The sequence below is a fragment of the Xenorhabdus sp. PB62.4 genome (genome assembly GCF_014467285.1).
Lineage (GTDB): Bacteria > Pseudomonadota > Gammaproteobacteria > Enterobacterales > Enterobacteriaceae > Xenorhabdus.
In genome coordinates, this window is sequence record NZ_NKHR01000016.1 from 91,467 (window position 1) to 108,073 (window position 16,607).

At 47.0% G+C, this 16,607-nt stretch carries 19 protein-coding genes; 8 read left to right on the plus strand and 11 right to left on the minus strand.

The features are described from left to right. Positions 1-58: 58 nt before the first annotated feature. The 10 genes from Xenpb_RS13660 to Xenpb_RS13705 form a co-directional block, all read right to left on the minus strand. On the minus strand, positions 59-484 hold the full coding sequence (locus tag Xenpb_RS13660; RefSeq protein WP_187654832.1) for a hypothetical protein: 426 nt from the start codon (positions 482-484) through the stop codon (positions 59-61). Continuing rightward, on the minus strand, positions 481-903 hold the full coding sequence (locus Xenpb_RS13665) for a GPW/gp25 family protein (RefSeq protein WP_187654833.1): 423 nt from the start codon (positions 901-903) through the stop codon (positions 481-483). The genes Xenpb_RS13660 and Xenpb_RS13665 overlap by 4 nt, the downstream gene beginning before the upstream one ends. Positions 904-913: 10 nt before the next feature. Next, positions 914-2,599, minus strand: a complete 1,686-nt coding sequence (locus Xenpb_RS13670; RefSeq protein WP_187654834.1) for a phage baseplate assembly protein V — start codon at positions 2,597-2,599, stop codon at positions 914-916. After that, positions 2,596-3,285 (minus strand): hypothetical protein, encoded by a 690-nt coding sequence (locus tag Xenpb_RS13675; protein ID WP_187654835.1) that lies wholly within the window; start codon positions 3,283-3,285, stop codon positions 2,596-2,598. The genes Xenpb_RS13670 and Xenpb_RS13675 overlap by 4 nt, the downstream gene beginning before the upstream one ends. Next, positions 3,282-3,479: a DUF5908 family protein gene (locus tag Xenpb_RS13680; RefSeq protein WP_187654836.1), complete on the minus strand. Its 198-nt coding sequence runs from the start codon at positions 3,477-3,479 to the stop codon at positions 3,282-3,284. The genes Xenpb_RS13675 and Xenpb_RS13680 overlap by 4 nt, the downstream gene beginning before the upstream one ends. Then, on the minus strand, positions 3,476-3,934 hold the full coding sequence (locus Xenpb_RS13685) for a phage tail protein (protein WP_187654837.1): 459 nt from the start codon (positions 3,932-3,934) through the stop codon (positions 3,476-3,478). Before Xenpb_RS13685 ends, Xenpb_RS13680 begins: the two co-directional genes overlap by 4 nt. 15 nt (positions 3,935-3,949) lie before the next feature. Then, positions 3,950-5,158: a phage tail sheath C-terminal domain-containing protein gene (locus Xenpb_RS13690; protein ID WP_187654838.1), complete on the minus strand. Its 1,209-nt coding sequence runs from the start codon at positions 5,156-5,158 to the stop codon at positions 3,950-3,952. A gap of 62 nt (positions 5,159-5,220) precedes the next feature. Then, positions 5,221-6,651 carry a phage tail sheath C-terminal domain-containing protein gene (locus tag Xenpb_RS13695; RefSeq protein ID WP_187654839.1) on the minus strand — a complete coding sequence of 477 codons (1,431 nt, stop codon included), beginning with the start codon at positions 6,649-6,651 and terminating at the stop codon, positions 5,221-5,223. A gap of 25 nt (positions 6,652-6,676) precedes the next feature. Beyond that, the gene (locus Xenpb_RS13700) at positions 6,677-7,744 is read right to left on the minus strand and encodes a phage tail sheath C-terminal domain-containing protein (protein WP_187654840.1); all 1,068 of its coding nucleotides are present in this window, start codon (positions 7,742-7,744) and stop codon (positions 6,677-6,679) included. Positions 7,745-7,782: 38 nt separating this feature from the next. After that, a complete protein-coding gene (locus tag Xenpb_RS13705) occupies positions 7,783-8,232 on the minus strand; it encodes a phage tail protein (RefSeq protein WP_187654841.1) in 450 nt (149 codons plus the stop codon). A 768-nt stretch (positions 8,233-9,000) separates the two neighbouring features. Between Xenpb_RS13705 and Xenpb_RS20050 the strand changes: the two genes are divergently transcribed. The 8 genes from Xenpb_RS20050 to Xenpb_RS13740 are packed head-to-tail and all read left to right on the plus strand — an operon-like array spanning position 9,001 to position 16,292. Next, on the plus strand, positions 9,001-10,002 hold the full coding sequence (locus Xenpb_RS20050) for a type VI secretion system baseplate subunit TssF (RefSeq protein WP_255523144.1): 1,002 nt from the start codon (positions 9,001-9,003) through the stop codon (positions 10,000-10,002). Further along, positions 9,953-10,759, plus strand: coding sequence for a type VI secretion system baseplate subunit TssF (locus tag Xenpb_RS20055; RefSeq protein WP_255523145.1), 807 nt, complete (start codon positions 9,953-9,955; stop codon positions 10,757-10,759). Before Xenpb_RS20050 ends, Xenpb_RS20055 begins: the two co-directional genes overlap by 50 nt. Before the next feature lie 33 nt (positions 10,760-10,792). Beyond that, complete coding sequence (locus Xenpb_RS13715; protein WP_187654842.1) at positions 10,793-11,014, plus strand: hypothetical protein; 222 nt, start codon at positions 10,793-10,795, stop codon at positions 11,012-11,014. Beyond that, positions 10,983-12,818 carry a type VI secretion system tip protein TssI/VgrG gene (gene tssI, locus Xenpb_RS13720; RefSeq protein WP_187654851.1) on the plus strand — a complete coding sequence of 612 codons (1,836 nt, stop codon included), beginning with the start codon at positions 10,983-10,985 and terminating at the stop codon, positions 12,816-12,818. The genes Xenpb_RS13715 and tssI overlap by 32 nt, the downstream gene beginning before the upstream one ends. A gap of 11 nt (positions 12,819-12,829) precedes the next feature. Further along, on the plus strand, positions 12,830-14,056 hold the full coding sequence (locus Xenpb_RS13725) for a DUF2169 domain-containing protein (RefSeq protein ID WP_187654843.1): 1,227 nt from the start codon (positions 12,830-12,832) through the stop codon (positions 14,054-14,056). Further along, positions 14,049-14,405, plus strand: coding sequence for a DUF4150 domain-containing protein (locus Xenpb_RS13730; protein WP_187654844.1), 357 nt, complete (start codon positions 14,049-14,051; stop codon positions 14,403-14,405). Before Xenpb_RS13725 ends, Xenpb_RS13730 begins: the two co-directional genes overlap by 8 nt. A 10-nt stretch (positions 14,406-14,415) precedes the next feature. Further along, entirely contained in the window at positions 14,416-15,657 is a 1,242-nt protein-coding gene (locus Xenpb_RS13735) for a polymorphic toxin type 15 domain-containing protein (protein ID WP_187654845.1), read from the plus strand. Next, positions 15,657-16,292 (plus strand): GAD-like domain-containing protein, encoded by a 636-nt coding sequence (locus Xenpb_RS13740; protein ID WP_187654846.1) that lies wholly within the window; start codon positions 15,657-15,659, stop codon positions 16,290-16,292. Before Xenpb_RS13735 ends, Xenpb_RS13740 begins: the two co-directional genes overlap by 1 nt. Before the next feature lie 142 nt (positions 16,293-16,434). On the opposite strand, the gene Xenpb_RS13745 is transcribed toward Xenpb_RS13740, so the two are convergent. Next, positions 16,435-16,607: IS1 family transposase (locus Xenpb_RS13745; RefSeq protein WP_222942853.1), on the minus strand; the 173-nt coding region annotated here is incomplete at its 5' end.

Here is a 16,607-nt window from a genome sequence, read left to right on the forward strand (position 1 = left end):
CCTCTGTGAATAAGTGATTATTCACACCATTTAATTTCTATTTTATTCAGCCAATGCCTTAATTTACGGTGGCAAAGTTTTGTTGAGTGATAAAACTCCCCTTTCCCGGTGAAGGTGTCATCACATCCGGTTGGGGTGGAGTCACCGTATTATTCATGGCGGGAGATTCAGGCGTAAACATCGCCGTGAATTTCTGCCCCTTAATAATTAAAGGCGCTCCACTGGTACACTGAAGAGCCTGCTGGCTGGTATCCAACGCACTGATGGTAATGGTTCCTGTTCCCGGCGTAGTGTGTGTTGCGGTGAAATAGGTGGCTGAAACCCTGACTTGTTTTTCATTCCCCAGAATGCAGACTTTCTTTCCGCTCACTTGTGCATGTCCTGTGCCGCTGATTTTAGCTGGGCTGGAAGGTGTTACCTGTCGATTCCCAAAGCTGAGATCAAACAGTAAGGTGTCTCCATCTACCACAATGGCTTCACTCATACCACCTCCATCACCCGGCCTTCACCCAACGCCAGAGTTCCCTGAATTTGCTGATTAATATCGCTGCCCCGCAGGCGATATATCACCTGCACTTGCAAGGTACTCTTATTATTTGGCGACTGACGGACTTGGATATCGGTAATATCTGCCCGTGATTCATAACGTAATACGCTGTCATGAATATGGGATTCAATTTCAGCAAACAGTTCGTTGCGGATATTTTCAAACATAAAATCATTTAATCCGCAGCCATAATTTTCGCGCATCAGGCGCTCCCCCGGCTCAGTGCTGAACAGAATGTGCAAACTTTGGCGCACCTCTTCTGCTCCTTCTGCCATTTCCACTCCCTTTTCAAGGGAAAAGGCGGGAGGAAAAGCCCAGCCACGACCATAGAGTTGTGTCAGTATTTGGTTTTCCATTGTTCACCTTTCACTGGGTAAGATTAATTTTGCTGCCTTTGATCTCAACACTGTTCTTGCCAGACAGATTGAGCGATTTATCCATTTCGGCATTCATTGTCTGCGCTTTCAGTGTTAAATCTTTTTTCGCTGATAGAGATATATCCTGCTCCATTTGGGCATTCATTGTTTGTGCTTTCAGTGTGAATTCTTTTTTCGTTGACAGTGAAATATCTTTATCCTGCTGGAGCGTTATTTGGTTTTCTCCCGCACTCATTTGGATTGTTTTCTCTTTGCCATTAATCACGATTTGTTGTTGCGTTTCTCCTTTTTTCACCATCAGCACTTTTTCTTGATTATCTTGGGTAGGTTCCAAAGGCGCTTTATTTTTCGGGTTGTGCATTGCGCCCAGAATCACCGGATAACGCGGATCATTTTCAAAAAAGCCGACAATCACTTCATCACCGGGCTCCGGGTAAAAGCAGAAACCGCTTTCGTGGCTGGCGTAAGGTTTCCCTAGTCTTGCCCACAGAAATTCATTCGGCCGATTCAGTACCGGCAGAATAATCGGAATGCGGTTCAGGGCGGCTTTGTCCTGCTGGTACTTCGCGACTGTTGCAATATGGAGTTCGGTGGCATCGGGCAACATCGGCAGATATTCCTGTTGTAAGCCAATGCTCAATGTGGTTTCCCAATCAATTCGTCGGTTAAAACGATGGCGAACCGCAGTAACGCTTGCCGTTCCATCCAGTTGTGAACCGAATCCCGTCAATTGAATGTTGTCCCCTAACTGATAACGTCCGTCGCCTTTCAGCAGAAATTCACCTGTAACACCAGAAATACGTTGATTCAGCAACAGCCCCTGTGCCAGATAACCACTTTCTTGGGTGGTTAACGGGCTACTGTAGCGAATGTCCCAACTCGTTTTATTTAAAGATGCCAGCCTGTCAGGGGAGAGTGCGGCTTTCCCTACAGCAATGCTGCCATAGCGACCGCCTGATAACTCCTGCTGTTTACTGATATCCCAGCCACTGACTTCCAGCGAAGCAGGGTTAAGATGGTTATCAAACTGCCAACTGGCATCCTTGACGATAATATCTTTTTTCTCATCCCCGCGGCTTTTCAGGGTATGGGTTGGGTTGGATTTCAGGGCGTCAGGCTGGACAAGCTGAGCACCTTCTGTCGTGGGTAACAGCCATATGCCAGTTGCCGATAGCCGACACAACAGAAAACGCCAGTCTGAACAGCGAAATTGCACCATCTGCTCATGCTTTTGATCTAATGCAGCTATCCGTTCAAAGCGAGCCTTGATGCCAGCTTGATTCAACAAGGTATTTAAGATGGTTTTTTCGTTACTGGCTTTAAACAGTTGTGAGTGCTGAGTATCTGCCATCAATTGCAACCGATGCTTGACGACCAAAGTGAGCAATAATTGCTTGTTTTTGATCTTCAACGTATGACGGGTAATCAGCCCGTTAAACAGCACCGATTTTCTGCCGCCGTCAGTCACTTCCAGGCGCAGGGTTTTTCCTGCCTGACAATGGGCCAGCTCAGCCTGTACGCCTGTTTGGCTGAATGAGGAAAGTGGCCTGTCTGGCAGGCTGAGTTTCAGCGTCGCAGAAGGAATGCTGTTAACGCGGTAATAGGTGTCCACATCGACAGCGGCCAACAGGGACAGCGCTTTACCATCTGCAATGATTTTCAGTTGGCGGCTCATGAGTCGTCTCCTCTGGTGGCCTGCAATATTTCACCCGGTACAAATCCGTTGAGATTATCCAGTCCGTTTTGCCAGGCCAGCGTCAGGTAATCGACACCACCAGACAGCGTTGAAGCGGTGCTGGCCGCCATCAGGGCCAGTGAAACGCCATCCTGTACCCGTAAGGCGATTTTCGACGGGGATTTCAGGTTCTGCTCTGTCTCCTGCAAGATCAGACTTTCATCCGCCACTAATGTCAGGATAACCCGTGCCCGCAAAGGCGTGGCATCCCTATCAAATAAGGTGTAATTCACCGATAAGCCTTTCGCCCTGCCGGCAAAATAGCCGCGGCTTTCCCAACGCATTTTTCCCCATTTGATTTGCAGGAATCGCGTTTCATTACTGGTGGCATCCACGCTGCACAGTTGTTTGAGCTGCATTAGCTGAGTTTCAACCGGGGTTTTGTTGCCCGGCATTGTGGCGTCAAAAATCAGTTCAAGGGATAACCCGGCAGGCTTGGCCTGTACATAAATGCTGCTCTGCTTTTCGCTATTAATTGCTTGGGATTGTTGGTAATCCGTCTGGTAATCCAGTTGCAGGGAGTCAGGGTTATACATGGCTTGAATGGTGCCTGCCCGTATTTTTCCTTCCCGGTCTTTATAAGCATTAATGGTCAGTTTTGCTAAACCACGTTCTATTAAACTCATGGACGCCACCCTTCCTCATCGCGTAATGCCGCCAGCACTTCGCGTTTAATTTTTTCAACCCAAATGGCTTCATCCAGACTTTCCTGAATCAAAGAATGGCCTTGTTGAGCTGTTCCAGTCGTTTGTGTTGGTAGTATTGGTGCTGATGAAACCACTTTTGCCTGAATAATTAATTCTCTGATTTCGACTGTCATACTTTGACTCCTAACCAGCACATATCCTGATAACTCAGTTCAAGGGTATTCACCAGAATGGCGTTACTATTCGCATCAAAATCACTGGTCTGCCAGCGTACCGGTAAGGCATTGCTCAACGTCCAACTGGACAAGGGCAGCGAATTTTCGTTTAACAGCATAATCACCACATCGGCATAAGCGAGTTTTTCTCCGCGCAATACCCGGTCAAACATCCAGGTCAAAGGGGAAACCGTCATCACGCCACGCTCCAGCGTTAATGTGCCGTGTTGGATCTTTTCGGCCAGATAGTTATTGCGGGCGTTCTCGCCACCTTGGCTATGTTGGGTGACTTGGAGTTCCCGACTCAGGCCGGAAATGCGCTGAAAACGAATATCCAGTGGATCAGGAATGCCATTAAAAATAAAACTCGCCATAAAACGGTGGGATACCACGGGGGTGTAATAATCGTTCATTGTGCTCTTTCCTTTTTAAGACAAAAGCCCGCCCGTTTGGGTATCAAATACCAAGCTGATCTCGATAAATTCAGCGGGAGACAAGACGGCCAAGGCGACTTTCATGATCATTTTCCCGGCACGGATATCCTCTTCGGTCATCGTTTCATTTACCCCTAACAGCACAGTAAATGCCTCATCTTCCCGTGAGCCGTACAAGCCTCCCTGTAACCAGAGTTGCCGTAGCCAGTTGTAACTTTGTCCTTTGCATTTCATCCACGTCAATTCGTTATTAGGCTCAAAGAGGTACATCCGGGCTAATTGCGCCAAGTGCACGGTGACATAAGAAACCAAGCGTCGCGTTTGCAGGTAACGCCACGGCGTGTTATCTGTGTTTTCCAGCGTCCGGCATCCCCATACGCGTATGCCTTTGCCGGGGAAAGTGCGGATCACATTAAGAGAAGTTCCATTGGTGTTAAACAATGCACTCCCTTGAAGATACGACTTAACCGGCCGGATAACCTGAGACAGGGCAATATTGGCTGGCGCTTTCCATACACCAACTTCGCTATCCGTGTGTTGGATAAGTGCTGCGATAGCGGCAGTAGGGGAGAGCACAATATTTTGGGGGCTGGATATATCCTGATAAGTGGTTTCCAGACGCGGCCAATAAGCGGCTCCCCATTGGCGATACTCTGACGAGAGACCTTCCAGACATTGCCGTGCCTGTTCAACCTCATCCGGCGCATCCAACAGCACAAAGAGATTAGAGCGGATCTGGCTTAGTTGCAGCAGTGTACTCCAACCCTGAGACCATAAATTGACCAAAGTGTGTTGATCATCAATCACACTGTCATTTAGTCGGGCAATATCCGGTGCCAAAATCAGGGTGATCTGTGTTTCCCCGCCAATGGCTTCTTTCACTGCGTCAGAGTCGAGTGCTTCAATCAGTGCCTTGGCTTCCGCTTGAGTGATATTTGCTGAAGGTATATTGCCTTGCAGTGGTAAAACAAAAGCCTGTTGCCCGCCATTATCGAAATAGTGTCTGACTGCCAATGCCATCAAATGATGGTCGCCAAATAGCCGGGTATATTCCGCCAGATTGTCGATACGAACGGCGGTTTTTGCTTGTTGTTGATTGTGGGCGGTATAGCCAATAAATACCGGCACTGCGCTGGGTATTTCTTGCTGACCCGTATTGATGATACTTTCTGTTAAGATCACGCCCGGTTGAATTCTTTCCATCATCATCTCCTTTAATTGGGTGAGATAGGCACTGTTGATACAGTGCCCGGTGTTTATGGAGATTACTGAGTGACATCCTGCGTAAATTGCAGAACGATAAATTCAGCCGGTCGCACTGCGGCCAGACCGACTTTCATGATCATTTTGCCTTGTTTGATATCCGCATCAGACATGGTGATATCCTGACCAATATGGACAAAATAAGCCTCTTCCGGGCTGTTTCCCATCAGGGCATTTTTTTGCCAAAGAGCATAAAGATATTGGTCAACAGCGGCTTTGGCGCGCATCCAGGTCGGTTGGTTATTAGTTTCAAATAACACGGCACGCAGTGCCTGACGGATATCGCGTTCAACGGAATTGAACAGACGACGGACAGGAATGTAGCGCCAGTGGGTATCGTTGACATCTGTACAAGTACGGGCTCCCCAAACTATTAAGCCACGACCCGTAAATGAACGGATGACATTGATACCTTTGTCATTCATAGCACCTTGCCGATCATCATCGACTTTATCAGTCAATCCCTTGACGCCTGTCAGTGCAACGTTGGCGGGGGCTTTCCAGACGCCACGCTGGTTATCTGTCTGGCAATAAATTCCGGCAATGGCGGTACTGGGTGGAAGAGTGAGTTGACGTTGTTGCTCCTGCTGCAATCTGGCATCAATATCCTGCGCCAGCGTTTCATTTTTTTTCCTGAATTCATCCAGATTTTTCAGTTTATCCTTGCCTGATTCATCCTCATACCCACTGATCATAACGTCCTTATCATCGGGCAAGGCGGAGAATTTCAGGTTGGTTTCCAACTGAGGATAATAGGCGGCAACCTTGGTGCGAGTTCCTGAACTCGGTATCGATTCACCATCAGGGCTATCTGCAATCATAAAATAGCCCACTTTGTTATCGTTCAGCAGTGAGCTGACTGCATCATAAACTTTGTTTTTGTAATCCCACTCTGCTTCTGGACAAACCAGTAGAGTGATATCCCCTTTTTGTTCAATTAATTCGGGAATGGCAGCCAGAGCCAATTCGTCATTAATATTGTTTAATGGGTAGATATAGCAGGTTCCGCCCCCATTTTGAAAATAGAGCCTCAAGGCTTCTACGGCCAGAGATTGATTGATTCTCTCAATATTGTGGAGCCATTTTTTGGGTTCTGCTTCGGTGGCAGAGAGAGCTTGAACTTTGGGTGTTTCTTGGGTTTCAGTCTCTTTATTTTCGGCTTTTTCTTTTTCGGCCTCTTCTTTTTTTATTTCGCTATTAGAAGAGGATTCAAGGCTCGATGTAATAACAATTTCTGTCACTGGAGCCAAAGAAAAAGCGGAAGTAAATTCCAGCCAATTGCTGATGCGAATACAGGCTTGAGTTGGCTCTACGGTTTTTGGGGTGAATTTACCGATAAAAACAGGCACGGCGGTGGGACTGTTGCTGACAGACAATGCAAGGGACGCATCTTCTTCAATATAAACGCCGGGCGTTTTTAGATTAGCTGGCATGATAATTCCTTATCAATCAATGTGATTAACGCTGTTCTACATCTTGCGTAAACTGGAGGATGATAAATTCCGCCGGTCGAACAGCCGCCAGACCGACTTTGACTATCATCTGTCCCTGATTAATTTGGTCTGGCGTCATCGTAATTCCTTTGCCAATCTGTACGAAATAGGCATCTTCTTCTTTGCTGCCCGCCAATCCCCCTTGTTGCCACAGGCTATGAAGATAATTGCTGATTGCCGCTCTGACACGTTCCCACGTTGGTTGACTGTTAGGTTCAAACATGGCAAAGCTCATGGCGCGCTTAACATCCCGCTCGACGGTATTAAACAGGCGACGCACAGGGACATAGCGCCAGTTGTCATCGTCTTGCAGTGTTCTTGCTCCCCAAACCGTGGTGCCGGTATTACTGAAATTTCGAATCATATTGATGGCGCGACCGGAGTTATATTCGCCCTGAACTTCATCCGTGACCAAAAATGCAGGTTCCAGTCCACCTTTTAATGCGATATTGGCGGGAGCTTTCCACACGCCGCGGGAGAGATCGACGGAAGCATAAACCCCTGCGATAGCCGCGCTCGGTGGAATGGTGATTTTTGCCCAGTCCGCTTTCAGCCACGGGTAGTAAACTGCGGCGAATGCTGTTGCGTCATACTTGCTCTTGATTGTTTCCGCATTCGTGATAGTCAACGCTTCTTCCGGGCCATCAAAAATGGCAAATAATCCTTTTCCCGGCTGACATAAAGTTGCCGCTGCTGTTTTAATATCTTCGCCCGCAGCAACCAATAAAGTGACATCATCTAAGGTTGGAATGAGTTTTTCTAAATTTGGCGTTTTGATGAGATAACAATAACCCCCGCCATTGGTAAAATAAGCCCGAAGAGAAACTGACAATTTATCCTTATTGTCAAAGTCGTTCACCAGATTAAGATAATCCATCCAAGAATTAATTCGATGGGCAGTTTCTTCACCAATATATTTGTTTTCTTTATTCACTGCAAAAACAGGAACAGCGGTGGCACTATTTGATACGGATAAAGCCAGGCTATTTAATTCTTCAATATAAACGCCAGGATAACTGGTAACGGTTGTCATAAAAAATCCCTTATATGAAATGATTAACTATAGATGCCTCAAATAGCCTGCATGGTCACGCGATCGGCTGTCAGGGTAATTTCCTGAACGGCAATATCATTGCTGGTGGCATCAAAAGAAGGAGACGTCAATGAGGTAGGGAAAGCATTGGCGACATTCCAGGTCATTAATAATTCAGTGCCTGCGTCATTAGTTAAGCTAATGGTAATATCTTTTTTCTCTACTTGATTAAGTTGGATAGAATTAATCCAATCAAACAATTCAGTTTTTCCCGGAAAAACACCCTTACGCAGGGTAATATTAATTGGCTGGCGCTGACCCGGCATTTTGAACCAACTACCGACACCATCACGATATTCAATGGTTTCATAATTAATATCCAGTCCTGAAACGCTATTAAATGGAATGTGTTCATCTCCGACGGAAACAACGAAACGATAAGAAGGAATAGGATATTCAGCAGCAATTTGAGATGTGCTTGTAGACATAATAGCCTCTTTTAAAATGAAAATGGTTATGATTGATTTCAATTAAAATAAGATGCAGGATAATATATTTGGATAAAGCTACCGCCACAAAATGACAGGTATATCATTCTGAAAATATTTTTAGGCGGCTATATCATACGTACATCACGAATTATCGTGCCGAAAAAACGATAATGAGTACATTGCCAATAATGCAAATTGCTTTTTAAGCAATTTCATTTTTCTGTGATAAAAATACATTCGTCAGTTACGGCTGAATAATAATAGCTGAGTATTAAAAATAATTTGGTGGATAAGATATAAGGCATTAATAGTAAATAATGAAAACAGGGTTAAATAAAAAAACACGATTAAAATGATTAAGTTCTACAGTAGTAGACGGTGAGTTATGTGTCCGACGATATCTGCTTCCAAAAGTGAGCAGATGTACCGCAATCTTGCTCTCCCTTGCAGGCTACGGGTGTTTTCATTCGCCACCCGAAGGCGATCCTGATAGGCGATGGATCGTTATTGCAGAAAAAGGATGCTAGCGGTCAGGTATGGTGGAATCAAACGGTAGTTGCCCCTATTTTTATCTGAATTCCTTCTCAAAAACGGCTGACATCCCCATATCCCGCCAAAATTAGATGAAAATTGAATCTAATTGGTTAATTAATTTTATTGGTAAGCATGTACAATAAACCACCTTGACTGACGGATATCCATTTTTATACTCACATTATTCAGCATGATACCGATCCCTGATTGATAAAACATAAGTGAAATCGAATGATAAACAACAAGGAATCGCTGTACCTGCAAGAACGCGCCTACCTGCGGGAACTGGCGCAACGCGTGGCGAAAGACTCGCCGCATTTAGCTGATTTTCTGTCTTCATCCCATGATCCCGATATTGAACGGGTTTTCGAAGCCTTTGCCCTGCTGACGTCCAATTTACGGGATAAACTGGACGATGACTTTCCCGAAATTACCCACGGCATTCTGTCCCGTATCTGGCCGTTAGCTCTGTGTCCGATCCCGCCCACGACCGTATTGCAGTTTTATCCCACTGAGGGCGAGCATCAGGGCACCTCCGATATTCCGGCGAGCACGTCCGTGTCTGCCAGCCTCAACGGGCAGTTACTCACCTTTAAAACCTGCCGCCCCCTGCATATTGAGCCGTTGATCGTGCAACAACGCATGGTGAAAAAAACCGGCACACACAGTGAAATCATACTGACCCTGTGTCAAACCGGCACCGTTTCTCCGGTCTGGCAAAGCGGCGTATTATCTTTTTTCCTCGGCACCGATACGGAAAAAGCGGCACAGCTTAGTTTGTGGCTGGATCAGCATCTCTGTGATATCAGCCTGATAACACAGGGAGAGCAGCGAAAACTGGGCTGCTCCCCTTATGGCTGGCATGATCTGTTTGATAATCCGGTGCTGCCTGCGCCAAAGAATACGTATTCCGGCCTGCAACCGTTGGTGGAATATTATGCGCTGCCCCAGCTTTATAATTTTGTGACTCTGGATATCAGTAAGAGTTGTATGAACGTTCCGCTGAATGAAGATGGCACGTTTGAACTGATTTGGCGTTTTGAGGGTGAACTGCCACTGGATAATGTCGATGAAGCATTTTTGTTGGGCTGCGTATCTGCTATTCATCTGGAAAACCAGATCAGCCCGCCGATCCTGCTAGGCGCTGGCAATCACAATTATCCGCTGTCTTTGGGGGGAATCGTTGCGGTTGTTCCGGCTGCGGGATATTCAGGTGGTGCAACAGCCCGATGACAGTGAACAACGGGGCACGCCTTATCGTTGGCTGCCGATTGAACAGTTCACTCCGGCAGGGTATTTTCTGGATGATGATCAACAGCCTGATTACTTTTACTACCAGCTTCAGACCACGCGGGATTTTCTGGGCAGAACCCAGCACCGGCTGCATTTTTTTGATTTGACCGGCAAACCCGCAAATGACCTGCCCGCTATTGCGGTTTCATGCCATTTCACCGGCTACCATGAACAGGCGCTGACACTGGCACAAGGTGCTATTACGGTGACACAGGAAAGCTCACCATCCCATCTTGGTGTGCAGAATATTACTCCGGTTACTACCGACTATCCGCCGTTGTTGCAGGAAAACTCCGGCTGGCCGCTGCTGTCCTGCCTCTCCAGCTCGCCGGTGATGTTATTTACCACAGAAAGCCTGAAACAGTTTCTCCGCCTGTTTGTCCCTCATGCCGATACGAATCGCCCGTTGAGCCGCCAGTTCCGCCAACATATTGAAGGCATTGTGCAGGTGGAAGAGAGTCTGACTGACCGGATGCGGCGGGGGCGCCCCATTCGTGGGCATTTACTCTCACTGACGCTGAACCCTGATTGTTATCGTAATCAGGGAGAAATGTATCGCTTCTGCCGGTTAATCAATCAGGCGCTGGCTTGTTTTATCACCCAGTCCACGTTTGTCATGCTGGAGATTTTCACCCCAGACAGTCACAAGGTGCTATGGCAGTTCTGGCATGTCGATGGATTACGCCCGGCCATGTAAGGCATGCATGTCATAAACGATAAGGAATAAAAAATGAAAAGTGGATTACGTTTTACCTGCCACATCGCCGGTGTGCCGGAAGACACCTTTGCGGTTGGCGATTTTTCTCTACAGGAAGGATTATCCGAACTCTTTACCCTCAATCTGACACTGGTCAGAACGGGCAACACGCGCAGAGATGTAAGCCATCATCCCATTACAACAAGGAGCACCACAAAACATGATGAATATTACAGATGGACTTCCCACCGCTAAAAGTGGATTACGCTTTACTTTTCAGATAGCAGGATTGCCCGAAGGGACATTCAGCGTAGGGGAGTTTTCCCTTCAGGAAGGATTATCTGAGCTGTTTACCCTGAACCTGACGCTGGTCAGAGCCGGTAATCTGAATCCCTTTAAGCCACTGACAGAGATTAAGTTAACGTCGCTGCTGATGCAGGAAGCGGTATTGCAAATTTTTCACGGCCCATTGTTGCAACGCAAAATCACCGGGATCATCTCCCACGCGGACTGGATCGGCACCGACGGCAATAAGACGCTCTATAGCGTCACTGTCCGCCCGGTACTCTGGTGTCTGACGCTGAATCAGGAGAGCCGTATTTTCCATCAGCAAAATGTGCCGGCCATTCTGAGTGGCTTACTGAAAAAACATAAAGTCCGGGCCGATTCGAAACTCTACGATCCCCATCAGGACAGAGAATATGTTACCCAGAAGCGGGAATCGGATTATGCCTTTTTCAGCCGGCTGGCAGCAGAAGAAGGCATCAGTTTCTGGTTCGAGGATGAAACCCTGTTTTTCAGCGACAGCCATTTAGGCATGACTGCGGGATTGCCGTTGACTTACAGCCCGCAACCGGAAACCGCGCTGGGTACAGATACGATTTATCAGGTGCGACTGGGTGTCGGGATGAGTCCGCAACGCAGCCTTCACAAAGATTTTAACTACGATAATCCCCGCTATCACCTCTCCCATATGCAAAGCAGCGAGGGGTTTCGCGATTTTGGCACCCAAACCCCCTATACCGTGTTTGAAAGTTACGGCCGTTTTCAGAAAGATGCCGCCGCCAAACCGTTTCTCAAATACCGCCATGATGCTCTGGATAACCAGAAACAGACCGGCAGCGGCAGCAGCAACTGCATCAAACTGATGCCGGGCAAAATCTTCGAAATCATCAGTCACCCACACCTGCCGCTCAATGCCCGCTGGCAGATTGTCGGTATCAGCCATCACGGTCGCTGCCCGCAGGCACTGGGCGATAGCAGTGGTGATGGCACAACGCTCAGTAATCACTTCAGCTTTATTGATGGTCTCGCCGACTGGCGTCCGCCGTTCCATTACAGACCACAGGCTGATGGTGATGAAACCGCCACTGTCGTTGGGCCTGAGGGGGAAGAAATCTTCGTCAATAAAGATGGGGCTATCAAAGTGCATTTCCACTGGAACCGCTATGACAAAGCGGATGACGGTGCTTCCTGCTGGGTACGGGTGGCACAGGGCTGGAACGGCAACGGTTTTGGCTTTATGGCCATCCCGCGTATCGGACAGGAAGTGATTATTTCCTATCTCAACGGGGATATTGATCGGCCGATTGTTACCGGCTGTGTTTATAACGGCCTGAACCGCCCGCCACTGGATTTACCGGCCCAGAAAACCCGCACGACCTTCAGAACCAAAACCCACAAAGGCAAAGGTTTTAATGAACTGCGGTTTGAGGATGCGAAAGGCAGTGAGGAAGTATTTATTCATGCACAAAAAGACATGAACACCAAAGTACTCAATGATCGTAATACCCACGTGCTGGCGAACCACAGTGAAACGGTCGAAAAAAACCAGACCATTGATGTCTACGAACACCGGGAAGAGACCATTGGCCTGACAGATACACTGGATGTGGGTGAATCCTTATCCATTACCGCAGGCACGGTGATTGAGCTGCGCTGTGGCAACAGCGTCCTGCGCATGGACAAGCTGGGTAATGTCACAATTCAGGGGAATAACTTCCTGTTTCAGGCTAGTGATGCCATTCAAATCAGCGCACAGGACATTGACCTGAACTAAGGAGCTTTGCGATGGAATTTAAGAATCTGACACCCTTTTCGGTCATGCACTACAAGATGCTGGATACCGAAGACGAAGAATATCATGTTGTTGCGATGAAAATCGTTTATCAGCTCCAGCCTGTCGGCAACGGACCGTATTATCAGGCCGTATTAACCGAGCCGTTCGGGGAGCTGACATTGCAGGATGAATTCAGCGGTGAACTTAACCTATCCTCTGTCCGGCTGGAAAGTGATCTGGCCCCCTTAAAACCGAAATGTGATGTGATTGTCAACGGGGTGGCCTATGCACCAGCGGGCATTCCGGCTGAAAGAGTCCCTGTCCGGTTACTCGTCACGACAGCGGATCGGCAACCCCTTATTGATAAAACCTTACTGGTGTGGGGAGAACGCGAGTTTCAGCGTTCCCTAGAAGGGGAATGGCAACTGACCCCGCCGCAAAAATTCACGGAACTACCGATAGACTACCGGTATGCCTTTGGCGGACAGTGTAAGATCTACGAAAATGATGAGGCAGCCGCTGCCGTGGCAGATGGATTCAGGCTGTCCGATGAGCAACGGGCACAGCATCCGGAAAAAGAGGCACCCCCCATTGCCCATGCCACTTTCGAATACAATCCGATTGGCACGGGATTTGTCACACCGTGGTATGTGGAAGCGAAAAAACTTTCCCGTTATCCGGCTCCACGTCTTGAACATTTTGATGCGCCTGTTACCGGGAAACACATGGACCAATGCGCATGGCAGCCGGCCGCCATGACAGACCTCGGCTGCCTGCCGGCAGGATTCGGTATGATTGGTCGTCCCTGGCTGCCCCGTCGCACAAAAGCTGGCACCTACGATAACACCTGGCTGAAAGAACGCCATCCGTATCTCCCCGATGATTTTGATTTCAGCTACTGGAATAACGCGCCGGAAGATCAGCAAATCGACCATCCGGATAATAATATCCGTATCAGCCTGTTTCATTTAACCCGTGAGGGCACACTGCGGGTGCAGCTACCGGGACATCGCCCCTTTATGCTGCTGAGAATGCTGAATGGCGAAATGTTACCTGATCTGATGTATCCGGATACCTTAATTATCGACAGCGAAGCCCTCACGCTCTCCATGACCTACCGCTACCACGCCGAGATTGACGACAACATCCGGGTGATGGAGGCCCGGTTTGAGATGGATCCGGCTGCACCTCTGGTCAGGGTCGATTTGGGTGATGGCAGGGAGGTGCATTATGGCTGATAACTATTTCGCCCGGACAGCAACCCAATGGATGGTCGTCAGCATTGTACCTGACGTATGCAAAACGCCGATGGGGGCATCAACGCCACCCATTCCCTATCCGGTGGTGGCCAAACTGGCAGACAGCTCTGTACCAGTCAAATCCGTGCGGACAAATGGCAAACCCGTGGTGGTCTTCGCCCAAAGTTTTGTGCCACAGACACTGGGCGATCAGCCCGGTGTGGCCAATGGCATCAAAAGCGGCACAGTCGGGGGTAAGTGCCACCCGAAAGAACACTCAAAAAGTGTCCGAGCAGGCAACAAACTGCTACTGCGACATGGGGATAAATTCTGGATGAACGGCGCATAGGGAGACGGCGATGGCAAAAAAAACCAAAAAAACACCGCTTATGGTGAGCGATAAACCTTTACTGGAAAAAAAGGCACGTAATGATGCTGCAACAGGGGAAGGCAATACCCTCGGTGAAATTGTCGGGCAGCCACCACAAGTCACTACAGCCCCTGATGAAGCGAGTCCGGTACTTAAGCCCGGCACGCAGAACGAACAGAATTTTGCCAATCAGGTATATGAAAGCGCCGTTGAAATGGGGAAGGGTGCGGCAAAAGATACCTGGAATTTTGGGGTGGATCTTGCGGAACTTGCATACCCTGCGGCCAAAATGGAAGCCGCCCGTGATATGGAAGATGCAGCAAGGTGGCATGATATCCTTGGCAATAAAGAACAGGCCAGGGTGTTATCAGAAGCTGCTGAAGAAACCAGAAAAAGCACTGCCACCGACAATTTTGATGAACTCCGGGTGACATTAGACAATTCAGATCAGGAGACCGGTGCACTACTGGGAGATCTGAACCCGAAAGGAGCTGTTAAAAGTGTCGTTAAAGGGATCGTCGGGGGCGTTAAGCATATCGGGAAAGCCATTGAAAAAGTGACTGCTAAAGAAGGAAAGAAAAAAACAGTTAATAAGGTTGAAAAACCACAGGAGAAGACAGGAAAACCTGACGAACCAGAGAAAAAAGGCGGAAAAGTCAAGGGGGCTAAAAAAACTAAAGTCCCGTGTTTTAATCCTTATAACAGCAAACGCTATAAGCGATTAAAAACAGAGAAAGAGCGTCAGGCATTTTTGAAAGAATATTCTGCACAACTGCGCAGACAGCAGGATGCGATTAATAATATGTCGCCTGAAGAGTTCAAATTTGCACGGGATTCTTATAAGAAGAATAAGCGGAATAGTCTGGCTGGGAAAGCGCAGGAAGATTTCCGAAATGATACTAAAGAAGATATAAAAGGAAAAATATATGATAGTTTAAAAAACCGAGGAGTTCCTGCAAAAGAAGCGAAGAAAATATCACAGAAAAAAGCAGACGATATATTTGATGGATTGGCTGCGTTGCATGAACCTGATATGGTAGCAGGAGGGTATGGTCAATATGCACCTAAGAAAATGGGCGATAAGGGAATTAACAGCGCCATCGGTGGTAGCTGGAATGGAAAACGTATAAAATCACTTGATGATGCAGCTAAAGAAGCTCTGGGCAGTGGGGTAGGTGATGCCAAAATGAATGTACAATTAGAATTGTGTCGAGGTAAGGGGAAAAAGTGATGCGGGATGAAGATTTTGAGCTTTTCATTGAAGATATGGGAGAGGCCACTCAACACAGAGCAGTCCCTGACGAAGCCATAGATAAATGGCTGGGAAAACTGCCTGGGCAATTATTGTATTATTGGAAACATGAAGGTTGGAACAGTTATAGAGATGGATTATTTAGTATTGTCAATCCTGATGACTATGAAGATATCGTTGATATGTGGTTAGAAGATACCCCATTCGAATCTATGGACTCTTATCATGTTATTGCCAGAAGTGGCTTTGGTAAACTTTATCTTTGTGGCGAACAAACAGGAATTAATTTAACAATATCTTGTATTTTTAACTCTATTAATTATTCGAAAAAAAGAGCATACAAGAAAGAAAAGAAAAAGTTAGACCAAGAAATATCCTCTTTCTTTGGAATAAAATCACCTGATGATTTTGATTTAAAAGGCGGAACAAAAACAGGTATTTTTTCCAAAGCTGTAAAAAAACATGGTCCATTAGGTGAGCACGAAATATTTGGCTTTGAACCTGCCATTATTTTAGGTGGCGAAATTAAACTTGAAAATGTCAGTAAATTGGATATGCATATTCATCTCGACATTCTTCGTCAATTCGCTGATCCAGATATTCAGGAAATTTGATTTCCTATTTCCCTTATATTTACCCGTTAACTAAAGTGGCTGTTTATACAGCCACTTTAGTTATGTTAAAATTATGCCTAAGTAAAGGGAAAATAATGCGAGACGAATTTTTTGGGTCATGTATTCAATCCGTTGCTCTGCTTTAAAGATAGTATTCTCTTTCAATAAAAGTCCCGATAACTTTGTCATGCATCTCAGGGGATTTTGAATAGCCGAGTGTTTTACGATTCAATCGTTTAATTCTGTTGCGAAGTGTAAGATTTTCACGCTCGATACGTTGCGTGAAACTTTTCCCGACGAGGTGTGTATTTTCAG

What these genes read in the sequence shown, in the direction of transcription:
- Xenpb_RS13660 (WP_187654832.1), bottom strand. Translation starts at nt 484, where the DNA reads ATGAGTGAAGCCATTGTGGTAGATGGAGACACCTTACTGTTTGATCTC.
- Xenpb_RS13665 (WP_187654833.1), bottom strand. Translation starts at nt 903, where the DNA reads ATGGAAAACCAAATACTGACACAACTCTATGGTCGTGGCTGGGCTTTT.
- Xenpb_RS13670 (WP_187654834.1), bottom strand. Translation starts at nt 2,599, where the DNA reads ATGAGCCGCCAACTGAAAATCATTGCAGATGGTAAAGCGCTGTCCCTG.
- Xenpb_RS13675 (WP_187654835.1), bottom strand. Translation starts at nt 3,285, where the DNA reads ATGAGTTTAATAGAACGTGGTTTAGCAAAACTGACCATTAATGCTTAT.
- Xenpb_RS13680 (WP_187654836.1), bottom strand. Translation starts at nt 3,479, where the DNA reads ATGACAGTCGAAATCAGAGAATTAATTATTCAGGCAAAAGTGGTTTCA.
- Xenpb_RS13685 (WP_187654837.1), bottom strand. Translation starts at nt 3,934, where the DNA reads ATGAACGATTATTACACCCCCGTGGTATCCCACCGTTTTATGGCGAGT.
- Xenpb_RS13690 (WP_187654838.1), bottom strand. Translation starts at nt 5,158, where the DNA reads ATGGAAAGAATTCAACCGGGCGTGATCTTAACAGAAAGTATCATCAAT.
- Xenpb_RS13695 (WP_187654839.1), bottom strand. Translation starts at nt 6,651, where the DNA reads ATGCCAGCTAATCTAAAAACGCCCGGCGTTTATATTGAAGAAGATGCG.
- Xenpb_RS13700 (WP_187654840.1), bottom strand. Translation starts at nt 7,744, where the DNA reads ATGACAACCGTTACCAGTTATCCTGGCGTTTATATTGAAGAATTAAAT.
- Xenpb_RS13705 (WP_187654841.1), bottom strand. Translation starts at nt 8,232, where the DNA reads ATGTCTACAAGCACATCTCAAATTGCTGCTGAATATCCTATTCCTTCT.
- Xenpb_RS20050 (WP_255523144.1), top strand. Translation starts at nt 9,001, where the DNA reads ATGATAAACAACAAGGAATCGCTGTACCTGCAAGAACGCGCCTACCTG.
- Xenpb_RS13715 (WP_187654842.1), top strand. Translation starts at nt 10,793, where the DNA reads ATGAAAAGTGGATTACGTTTTACCTGCCACATCGCCGGTGTGCCGGAA.
- tssI (WP_187654851.1), top strand. Translation starts at nt 10,983, where the DNA reads ATGAATATTACAGATGGACTTCCCACCGCTAAAAGTGGATTACGCTTT.
- Xenpb_RS13725 (WP_187654843.1), top strand. Translation starts at nt 12,830, where the DNA reads ATGGAATTTAAGAATCTGACACCCTTTTCGGTCATGCACTACAAGATG.
- Xenpb_RS13730 (WP_187654844.1), top strand. Translation starts at nt 14,049, where the DNA reads ATGGCTGATAACTATTTCGCCCGGACAGCAACCCAATGGATGGTCGTC.
- Xenpb_RS13735 (WP_187654845.1), top strand. Translation starts at nt 14,416, where the DNA reads ATGGCAAAAAAAACCAAAAAAACACCGCTTATGGTGAGCGATAAACCT.
- Xenpb_RS13740 (WP_187654846.1), top strand. Translation starts at nt 15,657, where the DNA reads ATGCGGGATGAAGATTTTGAGCTTTTCATTGAAGATATGGGAGAGGCC.